The 15,643-nt window shown below is 72.5% G+C and carries 12 protein-coding genes; 6 read left to right on the plus strand and 6 right to left on the minus strand.

Features of this window, described 5'->3' with window-relative positions; genetic code table 11:
* Positions 1 to 38 precede the first annotated feature (38 nt).
* The 4 genes from ACFYML_RS13490 (at position 39) to ctaD (ending at position 4,638) form a co-directional block, all read left to right on the plus strand.
* The gene (locus ACFYML_RS13490) at positions 39 to 1,193 is read left to right on the plus strand and encodes a glycosyltransferase (RefSeq protein ID WP_387420861.1); all 1,155 of its coding nucleotides are present in this window, start codon (positions 39 to 41) and stop codon (positions 1,191 to 1,193) included.
* Positions 1,194 to 1,262: 69 nt separating this feature from the next.
* The gene (locus ACFYML_RS13495) at positions 1,263 to 1,730 is read left to right on the plus strand and encodes a DUF4383 domain-containing protein (RefSeq protein ID WP_387420862.1); all 468 of its coding nucleotides are present in this window, start codon (positions 1,263 to 1,265) and stop codon (positions 1,728 to 1,730) included.
* An 89-nt stretch (positions 1,731 to 1,819) separates the two neighbouring features.
* Positions 1,820 to 2,551: an ATP-binding protein gene (locus tag ACFYML_RS13500; RefSeq protein WP_387420863.1), complete on the plus strand. Its 732-nt coding sequence runs from the start codon at positions 1,820 to 1,822 to the stop codon at positions 2,549 to 2,551.
* Between the two features lie 83 nt (positions 2,552 to 2,634).
* A complete protein-coding gene (gene ctaD / locus ACFYML_RS13505) occupies positions 2,635 to 4,638 on the plus strand; it encodes a cytochrome c oxidase subunit I (protein ID WP_387420864.1) in 2,004 nt (667 codons plus the stop codon).
* A gap of 61 nt (positions 4,639 to 4,699) precedes the next feature.
* Here ctaD and ACFYML_RS13510 read toward each other — a convergent pair whose 3' ends face one another.
* The 3 genes from ACFYML_RS13510 to ACFYML_RS13520 form a co-directional block, all read right to left on the minus strand.
* Positions 4,700 to 5,836: a SigB/SigF/SigG family RNA polymerase sigma factor gene (locus tag ACFYML_RS13510; protein WP_073838182.1), complete on the minus strand. Its 1,137-nt coding sequence runs from the start codon at positions 5,834 to 5,836 to the stop codon at positions 4,700 to 4,702.
* Between the two features lie 222 nt (positions 5,837 to 6,058).
* Positions 6,059 to 7,471, minus strand: a complete 1,413-nt coding sequence (locus tag ACFYML_RS13515) for a hypothetical protein (RefSeq protein ID WP_387420865.1) — start codon at positions 7,469 to 7,471, stop codon at positions 6,059 to 6,061.
* Between the two features lie 240 nt (positions 7,472 to 7,711).
* On the minus strand, positions 7,712 to 8,836 hold the full coding sequence (locus tag ACFYML_RS13520; RefSeq protein WP_387280365.1) for a Vms1/Ankzf1 family peptidyl-tRNA hydrolase: 1,125 nt from the start codon (positions 8,834 to 8,836) through the stop codon (positions 7,712 to 7,714).
* A 143-nt stretch (positions 8,837 to 8,979) separates the two neighbouring features.
* Between ACFYML_RS13520 and ACFYML_RS13525 the strand changes: the two genes are divergently transcribed.
* The gene (locus ACFYML_RS13525; protein ID WP_387420866.1) at positions 8,980 to 9,525 is read left to right on the plus strand and encodes a hypothetical protein; all 546 of its coding nucleotides are present in this window, start codon (positions 8,980 to 8,982) and stop codon (positions 9,523 to 9,525) included.
* Between the two features lie 30 nt (positions 9,526 to 9,555).
* On the opposite strand, the gene ACFYML_RS13530 is transcribed toward ACFYML_RS13525, so the two are convergent.
* The gene (locus ACFYML_RS13530; RefSeq protein ID WP_387420868.1) at positions 9,556 to 9,894 is read right to left on the minus strand and encodes a DUF3817 domain-containing protein; all 339 of its coding nucleotides are present in this window, start codon (positions 9,892 to 9,894) and stop codon (positions 9,556 to 9,558) included.
* 185 nt (positions 9,895 to 10,079) lie between these two features.
* On the opposite strand from ACFYML_RS13530, the gene ACFYML_RS13535 reads away from it, so the two are divergent.
* Positions 10,080 to 11,558 (plus strand): glutamate--cysteine ligase, encoded by a 1,479-nt coding sequence (locus ACFYML_RS13535; protein ID WP_387420869.1) that lies wholly within the window; start codon positions 10,080 to 10,082, stop codon positions 11,556 to 11,558.
* A gap of 9 nt (positions 11,559 to 11,567) precedes the next feature.
* On the opposite strand, the gene treZ is transcribed toward ACFYML_RS13535, so the two are convergent.
* On the minus strand, positions 11,568 to 13,292 hold the full coding sequence (gene treZ, locus ACFYML_RS13540) for a malto-oligosyltrehalose trehalohydrolase (protein WP_387420870.1): 1,725 nt from the start codon (positions 13,290 to 13,292) through the stop codon (positions 11,568 to 11,570).
* Positions 13,293 to 13,481: 189 nt separating this feature from the next.
* A complete protein-coding gene (gene glgX / locus ACFYML_RS13545) occupies positions 13,482 to 15,602 on the minus strand; it encodes a glycogen debranching protein GlgX (RefSeq protein ID WP_387420871.1) in 2,121 nt (706 codons plus the stop codon).
* Positions 15,603 to 15,643: the final 41 nt, after the last annotated feature.

Consider the following 15,643-nt stretch of genomic DNA (forward strand, 5'->3'; position numbering starts at 1 on the left):
GGCCGGGCGGGTCGCGCCGCCGAGGGAAGGAATCCACGATGAGTCTCACGGTCCTGATGAACGCGGGCCCCTGGTTGTCCGTGCCGCCGCCCGGCTACGGCGGGATCGAGAACATCGTCGCCACCCTGGTCCCGGAGCTGCGCAAACTCGGCGTACGGGTGGTGCTCGCCTCGGTGGAGACCAGCACCCTGCCCGTCGACGAGAAGATCTCGGTCTTCCCGGACGGGCAGTTCCACGCCCTGCAACGGCCGTACAACCAGGTCTGCGGGATCTCCCAGGCGCATCTCAACGGGGTGGTGCGCGCGCTGCACACCCGCGACGACATCGACCTGGTGCACGACCACGTGGAGGCGGTCGGGCTGGCCACCCTGGCGGCGATGGGACCGGAGGCCCCGCCGGTGCTGCACACCCTGCACTGGGACCTGGCCAAGCACCCCGAGCTGTACGGCAACCTCGACGGCGGCGACCGGATCCGGGTGAACGGGGTCTCCGCGGCGCAACTGGCCCGCGCGCCCCGCGCCCTGCAGGACCACTCGGTCGGGCACGTGCACCTGTCCACTCCGCTGGCGGTCGACGCGGACCGCCGCCCGCCGGCGGCCAAGGGCGACCACGTGATCGTGCTGGGCCGGGTCAACCCGGGCAAGGGGCAGGACCTGGCCGCCCGGCTGGCCCAGCAGGTCGGCTTCCCGCTGGTGCTCGCCGGCCCGGTCGGGCCGTACCACCGGCCGCAGGACCTGGCCGCGGCGGGTGACGAGGCCCGGCAGAACCCGGACGTGCGCTTCTTCTACGAACAGGTCGCCCCGTATCTGGACGGTGACCTGGTGCGCTGGGTGGGCACGGTCGCCGGCCAGGAGCGGGACGACCTGCTCGCCGGCGCGCGGGTTGCGCTCTTCCCGCTGCGCTGGGAGGAGCCCGGTGGCACCGCGGTGGTCGAGTCGCTCTCGCTGGGCACCCCGGTGGTGGCCGTCGCCCGGGGTTGCCTGCCGGAGCTCGTCGAGCACGGCCGCACCGGTCTGCTCACCACGGACGAGGAGGAGCTGGGCGATCTGGTCATGGCCGCCGGGCTGCTCGAGGCGGACGAGTGCCGGCGCGAGGCGGCCGCCCGGTTCACCCCGGCGGTGATGGCCGAGCGGTACGTGGGCCTGTACGAGCGGGTCCGCCAGCCGGCCGCCCCGACCCTCCAGCTCGCCTGAGGGAGGCCACCCGCGTTTGCCGCCCCGGCCCGCGGGGAAGCCGTCCGGACCCAGCTCAGGAGGCCCGGCATGACGAACTCGATGGCCCACTCGCGGGCGCGACGGAACCCGGCCGACGGCCGCGCCCCAGTGAGCCGGGCCGCCGCGGCCATCGGGGTGATCTTCCTGATCGTCGGGGTGCTCGGCTTCATCCCGGGGATCACCACCAACTTCGGCGACCTCTACTTCGCCGGACACGAGTCGATGGCGAAGCTGTTCGGCGTTTTCCAGGTCTCGGTCCTGCACAACATCGTGCACGTGGCCTTCGGGGTGGCCGGCCTGGCGCTGGCCGCGACGGTCTCCGCGGCCCGGGCCTTCCTGGTCGGCGGTGGGGCGATCTACCTGGTGCTCTGGCTCTACGGATTGATCGTCTACCACAGCACCGGCGCCGCGAACTTCATCCCGGTCAACGGCGCGGACAACTGGCTGCACCTCGGGCTCGGCATCGGGATGATCGCCCTCGGGCTGGCCACCACCCGGGTCGCCGCTCGACGCTGACCGGGGCGGGGTGGGCGGCTGGTCCGGTTTCATCCGCCGTGGTCGCGGGTAGTTCGCAGGTTCGCGACGACCCCGGAAACGAGGGCCTGATGTCGACCCGGATCAGCTGCGAGGTGCGCGACGAATCGCCGGTCGCGGTCGTACGGCTCACCGGCGAGCTCGACGTGGACACGATGCGGTCGGTGCACACGGTGCTGGAGCGGTGCCTGGCCGCCCAGCCCGACGCGCTCGTGGTGGACCTGGGACGGTTGGACGTCGCGGACCCGCTGGCGCTCTCCGTCTTCGCGGCGGCTGCCCGGCGGGCCGCCGACTGGCCCGCCGTGCCGCTGGTGCTGTGCGCTCCCCCGCCGGCCGCGGCGAGCTGGCTCAACGAGATGACGGTGGGCCGGGAGCTCCCGGTACGCCCGGACTGCGCCGAGGCCGCGGCGCTGGCCGGCGCGGCGGCGGCCCCCCGGCTGCGAGAACGGCTGGAGCCGGTCGCCGGGGCGTGCCGGCGGGCCAGGGAGCTGGTCACCGACGGCTGCCGCCGGTGGAACATCCCGGAACTGGCCGGCCCGGCGGCGCTGGTGCTCACCGAACTGGTCGGCAACGTGGTCCGGCACGCGGGCACCCCGATGCAGGTGACGCTGACCCTGCGCAGGCCGTACCTGCGGGTGGCCGTGCTGGACGGTAGCCCGGCCGACGCGCGGCCCGCGGCCGCCCCCGACCTGCGGGCCGAGGGCGGCCGCGGACTGATGCTGGTCCGCGAGCTGAGCCAGCGTTGGGGCAGCGCCCCGGCCGGCACCGGCAAGGTGGTCTGGGCCATGCTGCCCGCGAATTGACCTAAATTTCACTCTCGCCTGGTTTTATGGGTATCGGGCGGGTATGCCTGCCCGTCCGTTCTGTCATCGACGGGGTGAGAGCGATGCCCAAGCGGGTAGTCACGGAACCGGGCAGGGACCGGGGGCCCGCGATCCTCGCGCCGGCCCACTTCGGGGGGTATCCCGGGCCCGTCCGGGAGGCGGTCAAGGGCAACTCGCTCTGGCGGCTGCTGCGCAGCACCGACGCCAAGGTGATCGGGTTGCTGTACCTGACGACGTCGTTCATCTTCTTCCTGATCGGCGGGGTGCTGGCGCTGCTGTTGCGCGCCGAACTGGCCCGACCGGGGCTGCAGTTCCTCTCGCCCGAGCAGTACAACCAGTCGTTCACCATGCACGGCACGATCATGCTGCTGCTCTTCGCCACCCCGCTGGTGTTCGCGTTCGGCAACTACATCGTCCCGCTTCAGATCGGCGCGCCGGACGTGTCGTTCCCCCGGCTGAACGCGCTCGCGTACTGGCTGTACCTGTTCGGCGGCTCGATCGTGGTCGGCTCCTTCGCCACGCCCGGCGGTGCCGCCGACTTCGGCTGGTTCGCGTACACGCCGCTGAGCGAGGCCCAGCACAGCCCGGGGGTCGGGGGCAACATGTGGATCGTCGGCCTGGTCATCTCCGGGCTCGGCACCATCCTCGGCGCGGTCAACATGATCACCACCATCGTGACCCTGCGCGCCCCGGGCATGACCATGTTCCGGATGCCGATCTTCACCTGGAACCTGCTGCTCACCAGCGTGCTGGTGATCCTGGTGTTCCCGCTGCTGGCCGCCGCGCTCCTCGCGCTCGGCGCGGACCGGCTCCTGCACTCGCACGTGTACGACCCGACCACCGGCGGGCCGATGCTCTGGCAGCATCTGTTCTGGTTCTTCGGGCACCCCGAGGTCTACATCGTGGCGCTGCCGTTCTTCGGCATCATCACCGAGATCATTCCGGTCTTCGCCCGCAAACCGATCTTCGGCTACACCGGTCTGGTCCTCGCCACCATCGCGATCACCGTGCTGTCGATGAGCGTGTGGGCACACCACATGTTCGGCACCGGGCAGGTGCTGCTGCCGTTCTTCAGCGTGCTCAGCTATCTCATCGCGGTGCCGACCGGGGTGAAGTTCTTCAACTGGATCGGCACCATGTGGAAGGGACAGCTCACCTTCGAGACGCCGATGCTGTTCGCCGTCGGCTTCCTGGTCACCTTCCTCTTCGGCGGGTTGACCGGGGTGCTGCTGGCCAGCCCGCCGGTGGACTTCCACCTGACGGACTCCTACTTCGTGATAGCGCACTTCCACTACGTGCTCTTCGGCACCATCGTCTTCGCCGCCTTCGGCGGGGTCTACTTCTGGTTCCCGAAGATGACCGGCCGGCTGCTCGACGAGACGCTCGGCAAGGCCCACTTCTGGACCATGTTCATCGGCTTCCACACCACCTTCCTGGTCCAGCACTGGCTGGGCAACGAGGGCATGCCCCGGCGCTATTCCGACTACCTGCCCAGCGACGGCTTCACCACCCTGAACACCGTCTCCAGCATCGGGTCGTTCGTCCTCGGCGCGTCCACGCTGTTCTTCATCTACAACGTCTGGAAGTCCTGGCGGTACGGCGCGCAGGTCACCGTCGACGACCCCTGGGGCTACGGCAACTCGCTGGAGTGGGCCACCACCTGCCCGCCCCCGCTGCGCAACTTCGACCGGATGCCCCGGATCCGCTCCGAACGACCCGCCTTCGACCTCAAGTACGGCCGCCTGGTCGCCAGCCTCGGCAGCGACCTGCCGCAGCGCACCACCAAGCCGCCGCAGCACCTCGCCGAGGAGTTGCACCGCGAGCGGCACGTCCCCGAGGCGCCGGCCGCCGAGGGCGCGCACGGCGCCCGGGAGGCGGTCGCCTACCACCCCGCGCCGCAGTCCGGCGCCCGGCCGGTCGACGTGCCGGAGCCGGAGGAGATCCTGCGGCCCAGCTTCGAGGAGAGCGACGAGCCCGAGGAAACCATCCTGGGCGCGGAGCGGACACCGGTGGAGAACGAGGAGTGGCGCCACCCGCGCGGGCGTGGGGACACCGAGGAGTACTGACCCGGAGTCACCGCGAGAGGGCCGGCGCCACGGGGGCGTCGGCCCTCTCGGGCGCACGGGGTCAGTCGGCGGCCGGCAGGCCGGCCGCGGCGAGTGAGCGGCGTACCGCGGGCTGCACCCGGGTCAGCCGCAGCGGCACCCCGGTCCGGGCCGCCGCGTCCCGGCCGGCCATCAGCGCGGCGATGCCGCCGGCGTCGAAGCCGCCCGCACCGACCAGGTCGACCACCACCTCCCGGGGCTGCCCGGTCACCGCCTCCAACATCGCCTTGCGGAGCTGGTCCGCGCCGTCCCGGTCGACCTCGCCGCCGACCTCGACGACCACCCGGTCCCCGTTCTGCCGGACCGAGATCTTCGCCTTCGCCGGCTCGGACTCGTTCGCGCCGTTCTGCCATGGGGGCGGAGCGTCGGCGAGCATCGCCTGTCGCAGCCAGGTCAGCGCCCGGGAGAGCAGTCGGGAGACGTGCATCTGGGAGATGCCGAACCGGGCCGCGATCTCCGCCTGGGTCTGGTTGCCGTAGAAGCGCATGGCGAGGATCCGCCGCTCCCGCCAGGGGAGCCGGTGCAGCAGGCCGCTGACCGTGACCCGGTCGTCGACCGACTCCAGCGCGTTGTCCGACTCGCCGACCAGATCGCCGAACTCGGCGGAACTCTCCCCGCCGACGGGTGCGTTGAGCGAGGCGGGGCTGTAGCCGGCGGCCGACTCCAGCGCGGCGAGGATCTCCTCCTCGGGCGTTTCCAGCCGTTGGGCGAGTTCGGCCACGGTCGGAGCCCGGGACAGCTCGCTGGTCAGCGCCGCGGTCGCCTGCCCCACTTCCAGGATCAGGTCGCGCAGCCGGCGGGGCACGTGCACGCCCCAGGTGCGGTCCCGGAAGTGCCGTTTGATCTCCCCGACGATCGTGATGGCCGCGTACGCGGTGAAGGAACCCCGTTCCGGGTCGTACCGGTCGACGGCGTTGACCAGGCCGAGGCGGGCCACCTGCTCCAGGTCCTCCAGCGGTTCCCCGCGGCCCCGGTAACGGCGGGCCAGCCGGCCGGCGAACGGCAGCGCGAACCGGACGAGATCGTCCCGCGCCTCCTGCCGCCGCTCCGGCGGCAGGCCCTCGATCCGGGCCGCGTACGCCAGGGCCGCCGCGTCGAGGTCCTCCAGGCCCCGCTCGGTGGGTGGTGGTGTGGTGGGTGTGGTGGTCTGTCCGAACATCCGCGCCTCCCTCAGGAAGGTCCCCCGCCCGGATTGGGAAGACCGGTCGTGCGCGTGGTCGGGCCACGCACCGGGCCGGAAATGGGTTAGGTGACGGAACGCCAGGAGCGGCGGCAGCTCGCTGCACGGCGTCGTCGGCCGTCTCGCAGCGAGCGGTGTTCCCGCTCCGTAGGTACTCAATCACGGACCGCGGGATCGTGAGGATGTTTCGCCGGGGTTCGGTCAGGAGACGAGCAGTCCCTGGTGGGCGCCCGCGTCCCGGAGCGCCGCGAGGGCCTCGGCCATCCGCAGCGGCGGCGGGGTCGGCAGATCGTACGGCTGGTTGCGCAACACCTCGGTGGCCCGCCGGGTCGGCACGGAGGTGACCGGGTAGCCGCGGGCCGAAGCCCGGTCCAGCGCCCGGCGCCGGCGCCCGAAGCCGGCCACGGCGAGCCACTGCGGCAGGCCGGCCAGGGCGGGCGACCGGACTCCGGGCGGCTCCGGCAGCACGTCCACCGAGCTGAACGGCTCGCTGCCGGCGAGCCACCACTCCGCCCCCTGCACCCGGCGCCGGGTCGCGTTCTCGCACCAGTACGGCACCAGCCCGGCCCGCACCACCTGCCAGGGGTCGAGCAGCCGGCCGCACTCGACCACGAGCCGGTCGCCGGTCTTGCCGGCCCGGCGCAGCCAGCGCCGGTACAGGTCGGCGGTGGCGGCGCTCAGCGCGTCCGGCTGCGGGACGAGCACCCGGTGCAACGGATGCCCGTGCCGGCCGGTCCACTCCCGGGCGTTGTGCTCGAAACCGGACTCCACGCCGTTCTCCCCGTACGCCGCCGGGCAGGAGACGTCCGGCGGCGCCCAGTGCGCGCTGTCCCCGCCGGCGGAGCGGAGCACCTGGCGCAGGGCGTGCGCGTCCGGGTGGAAGTCGACCGGGTCGAGGCCGCTGGCCGGGGTGCCGACCTGGAAGCTGTGCCCGGCCCCCTCGTCGAGCACCGGCCAGGTGCGCGCGTCGTGCAGCAGCAGCACCGGCGCGGCAGGCTCCAGCCGGTCGGCCAGGAACCGGGCGTACGCCCCGGGCAGGGCGCGCCAGCGCACCGCGAGGGCAACCGTGGCGCCGGCCGACGCGCCCCGGCTGGCCGGGCAGTGCACCTGGCGGACGTGCACGTCCCGATTGGCGGCGAGCAGCCGGCCGGCGAGGGCGGCGCCGTGGTCGAGCGCGGCCCGGGGCCGGTCCACCGCCCCGCGGGTCCAGTGCACGGTCAACTCGAAGCCGGCGGGCAGCCAGGGCACGCCGAGGGCCACCGCGAGGTGCACCGCAGCGCCGTGCGGGGAGCCGAGCACCACGCCCGGCCAGCGGCCGGCCGGGTACTGGTCGACGATCCAGCCGGCCACCCGCTCCGCGTCCACCTCGGCGACCTGCGCCGGGGCCAGCGCGATCCGGCCGGCGGCGCGGGCGGCGGCGGCCCGGCGCACCGGCTCGGGGGCGCCGGCGAAGCGCGAGAACGGGGTGGGGTGGCCGAGGTCGGCGCAGTCGTCGCCGCGCAGCGCCCGGGCCGTCGCGGCCACCAGCACCCGCGCGGTGCTGCCCGCCGCCACGATCCGGTCGCCGCTCAGGCCGCTGCCGTCGGTCGTCGACCCCACGGGCCCCTTCCGCACCGGCCCCACCTTGCCTCGTTCGCTCACCACGCGGCCCGGCTTCCCGTCCCGATGGGGTCTAAACGGGGCATCCCCCCACGGGCCGGACCAATCCTCGGGTGTCCGGCGGCACCGCGCTTGCCGCGCACCGGCCCCAGGCACGTCGAGTCCGCCCAAGATCCGCACAGGAACGGGGAAGTTGCTGCCTCGCGGCGCGCGAAGGCAGCAACTTCCCCGATGTTGTGGCGGCGTCCCGTACGGTCAGGCGTTGCCCCGGCCGGGGGTGCTCGCGTCGACGTAGCGCAGCACCGCACCGACCCCGTCGGTGAGTTCGGGCGCCTCCTCCGGCGCGAGCACCGTCAGGTCGGCGTCGGTGCCGACCAGCGCGCGCAGCAGCGCGGCGTCGGCGCGGACCCGCTGCGGATCGGCCACCGACATGGCCGCCAACTGCTGTGGATCGGTGGCGATCTCGGTCGGCTCGGGGCCCACCCACAGCTCGCCGGTGGCCGACGGGTCGTCCACGATCAGCATGGTGTCGACCTGGTTGCGTTGCAGGGCGGAAACCACCGCGGCCAGCCCGGCCCCGACGTCCTCCTGGGTGCCGAACCTGTCCAGCGCGACGCTGATCCGCTGGTCGGCGACCTCGGCGATGGTCTGCACGGTGACGTCGTCCATGAGCATGGGATCGGCACCCCTGGCGCGGGAGCCGGCGTCGGTGCGGACCAGCACGTCCTGCCAGCGCTCCGGGAGCTGGGCGGCGATCATGCCGGTGGCCCGGACGTCGCCGGCCACCACCACCACGTCCGCGCCCACCCGGTCGGCCAGGTCGGCGGTGGCCGCCGCGGCGTCGCCCGCGTTGTGGTGCCAGGCCTCCATGGCTGCGCGCTGGTAGCGGGACTGGGACCAACCGCCGGGATTGACCCGGCGTAGCTGGTAGCTCTCCCGCCCGACGACGTGCGACTTGCGCGGCACCCCGCCCGCGCTGACCGCGATCGCGTCCGCCCCGATCCGGTCGGCCAGCACCCGCACCCAGGCGATCTGCTCGCCGCGCTGGGCGACCAGCGGCATGGTGTGCGGCAGGGCGGACCAGCTGGCCAGGTCCCGCAGCGGCGGCGCGGAGAGGTATTCGGTGAGCACCACCCGGCCGCGGGTGGCGAAGATGGCCACGCCGTAGTCGCCGGGCATCGGATCGTGCCGGCGGACCACCTCCTCGACCGCGTCGACGGTCACCTGGTCGGCGCCCTGCTCCAGCAGGCTCCCCTTCAGGGAGCGCCAGCGCAGGTCGACCGCGGGACGGGAATCGTGGGTGTCCCGGGAGGCGTCCAGGTACACCGAACACCACGGCCCAGGGCGGTCGTAGAGCGGGCGCAGGAAGGACAGCTGCATGCTCGACCCCTTTCCAGCTCGGCCGCACGCATACCCGCACCACCGGGGATGTCACCTGGCCGGGCCGGCGCCCGTGACCGGCTTTCATTCATGCCTTTCAACCTGCGAGGTCGATACCATGAGTGAACTGAACCGGACTCTCGGTGGTGACCATGGACACTGACCTCCACATCCGGCGCGCCGTCCACCCGACGGAGCGGATCGTCAACGGCCGGCTGGTCCGGCTCATGGAGGGCTACGCGCGCGAGGTGCGGGTGGGGCAGCCGGTGCTCGTCGCGGTGCTGACCGCGGCAAGTGTGGTGGGACTGCCGGTGCGGATGGCGCGGGCGCTGCTCAGCGCCGGCGGCGGTGCCCGGCGCCGGTTCAAGGAGCTGAAGAAGGGGCCGGAGTTCCTGGTCACCCCGGTCCGGCTGCGCGACGCCGCGAACCGGCTGCTGGAGGTGGAGCTGCACGGTCACCTGCCGCAGAGCGCGCTGCACCCCGGCGACCACCTGCAGCTCACCCTGCGGCCGCAGCGCGACGACGACCTGCCGCCGCGGATCGAGCGGATCGTCAACCTGACCACCGGGCAGCTGCTGACCCCGCGTACCGCCACGGTCTGGTCCCACCTCGGCCCGCCGCTGCTGCTCCAGGCGGCACTCGGCGCGCTGCTGGTGCTGGGCGTCGCTTCCTGCTCGGTGCTCACCTGAGGTACCGCCCCGCCCCTGGCAGGGCGGCGGTCAGCCCACCGGGGTGAGCGGACGGTCGACCGGCGCGGGCGCGCCCAGCAGGCCGCGCCGGCGGGCCCACCGCTCGAACAGCACGGTGGCGAACGGGGGCACCGCGCAGGCCAGGGCGACGGCAGTGTGCCACAGCGACCAGCGGTGCTGCCGGGCCACCACGAGGACGAGGAGCCCGTACACCACGAAGAGCGCGCCGTGGATCGGGCCGAACACCTGCACGCCGAGCTCGTTGCGCGGCGGGCCGTACTTGACCACCATGCCGGCCAGCAGCCCCGCCCAGGAGCACGCCTCGGCGATCGCCGCCGCCACGAACAGCCTGGTCGTCTTCTCGCGCATCCGCACTCCCCCACGATCCGTCCGCGCCATGCTAACCGGCCGAAGCGTCGGGACCGGGCGGTCACGGACACGACGCGACGGGGATCACCGGGGCCCTGCGCGGGTAGTAAGGGGTCCTTCGGGTCTTTCCCCATCCCGCCGTGCCGTGCGAGGTTAGGGGGACCAACGGTGACAGGGTGGTGACCATGGGCGAGGACGTCGGCGTACGCACCTTCAGCCGCGAGGATCGGGCCCGCTACCGGGAGAAGGTACGGCGCTGCCTGGACGTCTTCGCCGAGATGCTGCGCGAGTCCCGCTTCGACGTGGAGCGGCCGATGACCGGGCTGGAGATCGAGCTCAACCTGGTCGACGACGACTCGCAGCCGACGATGCGCAACGCGGACGTGCTCGACGCGGTCGCCGACCCGGCCTTCCAGACCGAGCTGGGCCAGTTCAACGTGGAGATCAACGTGCCGCCGCGCCGGCTCGGCGGCACCGGCACCGCACAGTTCGAGGAGAACGTCCGGGCCAGCCTCAACGCGGCCGAGGAGAAGGCCCGCAGCGTCGGGGCGCACATGGTGATGATTGGCATCCTGCCGACCCTGCGCCCGGAGCACCTGACCGCCGCCACCCTCTCGACGAATCCCCGCTACACGCTGCTCAACGAGCAGATCTTCGCCGCCCGCGGCGAGGACCTGCGGATCTCGATCAGCGGGGTGGAGCGGCTGGTGGTCACCGCGGACACCATCACCCCGGAGGCCGCCTGCACCAGCACCCAGTTCCACCTCCAGGTCAGCCCGGCCCAGTTCGCCGACCACTGGAACGCCGCCCAGGCGATCGCCGGCGTCCAGGTCGCCCTCGGCGCCAACTCGCCGCTGCTCTTCGGCCGGGAGTTGTGGCGGGAGACCCGGGTGCCGCTGTTCCAACAGGCCACCGACACCCGCGCAGAGGAGATCAAGGCCCAGGGGGTACGCCCGCGGGTCTGGTTCGGCGAGCGCTGGATCACCAGCGTTTTCGACCTGTTCGAGGAGAACGTCCGCTACTTCCCGGCGCTGCTGCCGGTCTGCGAACCGGAGGACCCGGCCGAGGCCCTGGCCAGCGGCGACGTGCCCGGCCTGGCCGAGCTGCGGTTGCACAACGGCACCATCTACCGCTGGAACCGCCCGGTCTACGACGTGCTCAAGGGGCGCCCGCACCTGCGCGTGGAGAACCGCGTACTGCCCGCCGGCCCGACCGTGCTGGACACCATCGCCAACGGCGCGTTCTACTTCGGCCTGGTCCGGGCGCTCGCCGAGTCGGACCGGCCGTTGTGGTCGCAGATGTCGTTCAGCGCCGCCGAGGAGAATTTCGCCACCTGCGCCCGGCACGGCATCGACGCCCAGGTGTACTGGCCCGGGCTGGGCTACCTGCCGGTCACCGAGCTGGTCCTGCGCCGGTTGCTGCCGCTGGCCCACCACGGGCTGGACCGGTGGGGGCTCGACCCGGACGAGCGGGACCGGCTGCTCGGCATCATCGAGCAGCGCTGCCTGACCGGCCGCAACGGCGCCACCTGGCAGGTGGAGACGCTGCACCGGCTGGAGTCCGCCGACCACCTGGACCGGCCGGAGGCGCTGCGCGAGGTGGTCCGCCACTACGTGGACCTGATGCACAGCAACCGACCCGTCCACGAGTGGCCGATTCCCTGAGCCGCACTGTCAGAGTGCGACGATCGCGGCCGACTCCGGCGGCAGCTCGATCCCGTCCCGCATCACGGTGACCCCGCTCTCCGTGGCGAGGAGCACCCGGCGCACCACGCCCGGCAGGTTGATCCGCTGCGGCTTGCCGGCCAGGTTCGCCACCACCAGGCACTCGCCCCGGCGCATCAGCAGGAACTGGTCGCCGTGCCGCACCTCGACCCGGTTCAGCCGCGGGTCGGACAGGTCGGGTCGGCTCTTGCGCAGCGCGATCAGCCGCCGGTGGAAGTCGTACATCTCCCGGTGCTCGGGCTTGTCCAGTTCGGCCCAGTCCAGCCGGGACCGGACGAAGGCCTGCGGGTCGGGCACCTCCCCCGCCGGCCAGCCGTGCGCGGCGAACTCCCGCCGCCGGTCGGCCGCCACCGCAGCGGCCAGTGCGGGCTCGGGGTGGCTGGTGAAGAACTGCCACGGGCTGGTGGCCGCCCATTCCTCCCCCATGAACAGCATCGGGGTGAACGGCGCGGTCATCAACAGGGTGGCGCCGACGCGCAGCAGACCGGCGGAGAGCGTCTGGGAGATCCGGTCACCGGTGGCCCGGCTGCCGATCTGGTCGTGGTTCTGCAGGTACGCCACGAACCGGTGGCCGGGCGTGCGCTGCCGGTCCACCGGCCGCCCGTGACTGCGGTTGTGGAAGCTGGACCAGGTGCCGGCGTGGAAGAACGCCCCGGTCAGCACGTCGGTCAGGCACTCCAGCGAGCCGAAGTCGCCGTAGCAGCCCTGCCGCTCGCCGGTGAGCAGGCTGTGCAGGGCGTGGTGGGCGTCGTCGTTCCACTGGGCGTGCAGGCCGTAGCCGCCGGCCTCCCGCGGGGTGATCAGCTTCGGGTCGTTGAGGTCGGACTCGGCGATCAGCGACAGCGGGCGGCCCAGGTGGGTGGAGAGCGACTCGACCTCGACCGCCAGCTCCTCCAGGAGGTGGGTGCCCCGGGAGTCCGGCATGGCGTGCACGGCGTCCAGCCGCAGCCCGTCGACGTGGTAGTCGCGCAGCCACATCAGCACGCTGTCGATGATGTAGCGGCGTACCCCGTCGGAGTGCGGCCCGTCCAGGTTGACCGTGCGGCCCCAGGGGTTGCGCTGCTCGGCGAGGTACGGCGCGAACATCGGCGCGTAGGCCCCGGAGGGCCCGAAATGGTTGTAGACGACGTCGAGGATCACCCCCAGCCCCCTGGCGTGCGCGGCGTCGACCAGCCGCTTGAGCCCGTCCGGCCCGCCGTACGGCTGGTGCGGGGCGTACCAGCACACCCCGTCGTAGCCCCAGCTGTGCTCGCCGCTGAAGGCGTTGACCGGCAGCAGCTCGACCAGGTCGACGCCGAGGTCGACCAGATGGTCGAGGTGGCCGATGGCAGCGTCGAAGGTGCCCTCCGGGGTGAAGGTTCCGACGTGCAGCTCGTACAGGACGCTGCCGGGCAACTGCCGGCCGGTCCAGCTCTGGTCGGTCCAGCGGAACGCCGCGTGGTCGTAGCGGCGGCTCGGCCCGTGCACGCCCGCCGGCTGCCAGGCCGACCGGGGGTCGGGCAGGGCCCGCTCGTCGTCGTCGAGCAGGAACGCGTAGTCGGTGCCCGGTCCGGCGCCGGGCACCTCGACCCGCCACCAGCCGTCCGGCCCGGGACGCATGTCGCGGTCGGCGACGCCGGGCAGGCGCAGCCGAACCCGGGCGGCTTCGGGCGCCCACACCGTGAACTCGGTCATGCGGCGGCCTCCACAGAGTCAATGGGAGCGAGGAGGGCGACGGGATAGGTGCTCAACAGATCATGAAGGAGCAGCTCAAACCCACTGTAGACCCGACCGGTGAACATGTCCGCAACACCATGAACGGAAATCGACAGGGTCGTGTCCCGCCAGCCGCCGACCGTCGGGTCCGGAGGGCGGCCGGCCCGGTCAGGCCGCCCGCTGCAGGACCAGCAGCGCACGGTCGGGCACGCGCACGCTGCCGCCCGCCTCGACCAGCAGGGTCTGCTCCGGATCCGGGTCCGCGGTGCTGATCGCCAGTTGCCACCGCGGCCCGAACTCGGCCCCGGGCAGCGTGAAGCCCAGCGGCGCGTCGTGCGCGTTGAACAGCAGCAGGAAGGAGTCGTCCCGGTGGCGCTGGCCGTACTGGCCGCGTTCCGGGATGCCGTCGCCGTTGACGAAGATGGTCACCGAGCGGCCGAAGTCGTTCCCCCAGTCCTCGCCGGTCATCTCCCGGCCGTCGGGGGTGTACCAGGCCAGGTCGGGCAGGGCGGAGCCGGCGGCCCGGCCGCCCACCGGCAGCCCGGTGAAGAACCGGCGCCGGCGGAACACCTGGTGCCGGTTGCGGAAGTCGGTGAGCCGCCGGACGAAGTCGAGCAACTCCTCGTCGGCCCGTTCCCAGTCCACCCACGCCAGCTCGCCGTCCTGGCAGTAGGCGTTGTTGTTGCCGTGCTGGGTGCGGCCCAGCTCGTCGCCGTGGCCGATCATCGGGACGCCCTGGGAGAGCATCAGGGTGGCCAGGAAGTTGCGCCGCTGCCGGGCCCGCAGGGCGAGCACCGCCGGGTCGTCGGTCGCCCCCTCGACGCCGCAGTTCCACGACCGGTTGTGGCTCTCGCCGTCCCGGTTCTCCTCGCCGTTGGCCTCGTTGTGCTTGTCGTCGTACGAGACCAGGTCGGTGAGGGTGAACCCGTCGTGGCAGGTGACGAAGTTGATGCTGTGGAAGGGCCGGCGGCCGTCGTCCTGGTAGAGGTCGGCGGAGCCGGAGATCCGGGAGGCGAACTCGGCCAGGGTGGCCGGCTCGCCGCGCCAGAAGTCCCGCACGGTGTCCCGGTACTTGCCGTTCCACTCGGTCCACCGCGGCGGGAAGTTGCCCACCTGATAGCCGCCGGGCCCGACGTCCCACGGCTCGGCGATCAGCTTCACCCGGCTCACCACCGGGTCCTGCTGCACCACCTCGAAGAAGGTGGAGAGGCGGTCGACCTCGTAGAAGTCGCGGGCCAGGGTGGCGGCCAGATCGAACCGGAAGCCGTCGACGTGCATCTCGGTGACCCAATAGCGCAGCGAGTCCATGATCAGCTGCAACGAGTGCGGGCTACGCACGTTGAGGCTGTTGCCGGTGCCGGTGTAGTCGACGAACTGGCGCCGGTCCGCCTCGCTCAACCGGTAGTAGCTGGCGCAGTCGACGCCCTTGAAGCTGAGGGTCGGGCCGAGGTGGTTGCCCTCGGCGGTGTGGTTGTAGACCACGTCGAGGATGACCTCGATGCCGGCCGCGTGCAGCGCCTTGATCATGCCGCGGAACTCCTGCACCTGCTGGCCGCGGCCGCCGAGCGCCGAGTACCCGTGGTGCGGGGCGAAGAAGCCGATGGTGTTGTAGCCCCAGTAGTTGCGCAGGCCCAGGTCGGCCAGGCGGTGGTCGTGCACGAACTGGTGCACCGGCATCAGCTCGACCGCGGTCACCCCGAGCCGCTTGAAGTAGTCGATCATCACCGGGGACGCGATCGCCGCGTACGTGCCGCGCAACTCCTCGGGGATGTCGGGGTGGCGCATGGTCAGCCCGCGCACGTGCGCCTCGTAGATCACGGAGTGGTGGTACGGGGTCCGCGGCGGCCGGTCGTTGCCCCAGTCGAAGTACGGGTTCACCACCACGGACTTGGGCATGAAGGGGGCCGAGTCGGTCTCCGACATCCGGTCGGGGTCGCCGCCCAGCTCGTAGTCGTAGACGGCCGGATCCCAGGCGACCTCCCCGTCGACCGCCTTGGCGTACGGGTCGAGGAGCAGCTTGTGCGGGTTGCCGCGGACCCCGTTGGCCGGGTCCCACGGCCCGTGCACCCGGTAGCCGTAGCGCTGCCCCGGCCCGATCCCCGGCAGGTACGCGTGCCAGACGTACGCGTCGACCTCGCGCAGTTCGACCCGCCGCTCGGCGCCGATGTCCCACTCGTCGAACAGGCAGAGCTCGATCTTCTCCGCCACCTCCGAGAAGATCGCGAAGTTCGTGCCCATCCCGTCGTAGGTGGCGCCGAGGGGATAGCTCTCGCCCGGCCAGACCTGCATGTCGCTCCTTCGGCCCATGATCATGAGCGCACCGGACGGGC

It is taken from the genome of Micromonospora sp. NPDC007230, assembly GCF_042869115.1.
Lineage (GTDB): Bacteria > Actinomycetota > Actinomycetes > Mycobacteriales > Micromonosporaceae > Micromonospora.

Excerpts from the sequence above, each read along its gene's own strand:
- ACFYML_RS13510 (WP_073838182.1), bottom strand. The coding sequence starts at position 5,836 with ATGTTCGGACAGACCACCACACCCACCACACCACCACCCACCGAGCGG.
- ACFYML_RS13490 (WP_387420861.1), top strand. The coding sequence starts at position 39 with ATGAGTCTCACGGTCCTGATGAACGCGGGCCCCTGGTTGTCCGTGCCG.
- ACFYML_RS13520 (WP_387280365.1), bottom strand. The coding sequence starts at position 8,836 with ATGCAGCTGTCCTTCCTGCGCCCGCTCTACGACCGCCCTGGGCCGTGG.
- ACFYML_RS13500 (WP_387420863.1), top strand. The coding sequence starts at position 1,820 with ATGTCGACCCGGATCAGCTGCGAGGTGCGCGACGAATCGCCGGTCGCG.
- ACFYML_RS13535 (WP_387420869.1), top strand. The coding sequence starts at position 10,080 with ATGGGCGAGGACGTCGGCGTACGCACCTTCAGCCGCGAGGATCGGGCC.
- treZ (WP_387420870.1), bottom strand. The coding sequence starts at position 13,292 with ATGACCGAGTTCACGGTGTGGGCGCCCGAAGCCGCCCGGGTTCGGCTG.
- glgX (WP_387420871.1), bottom strand. The coding sequence starts at position 15,602 with ATGCAGGTCTGGCCGGGCGAGAGCTATCCCCTCGGCGCCACCTACGAC.
- ACFYML_RS13495 (WP_387420862.1), top strand. The coding sequence starts at position 1,263 with ATGACGAACTCGATGGCCCACTCGCGGGCGCGACGGAACCCGGCCGAC.
- ACFYML_RS13530 (WP_387420868.1), bottom strand. The coding sequence starts at position 9,894 with ATGCGCGAGAAGACGACCAGGCTGTTCGTGGCGGCGGCGATCGCCGAG.
- ctaD (WP_387420864.1), top strand. The coding sequence starts at position 2,635 with ATGCCCAAGCGGGTAGTCACGGAACCGGGCAGGGACCGGGGGCCCGCG.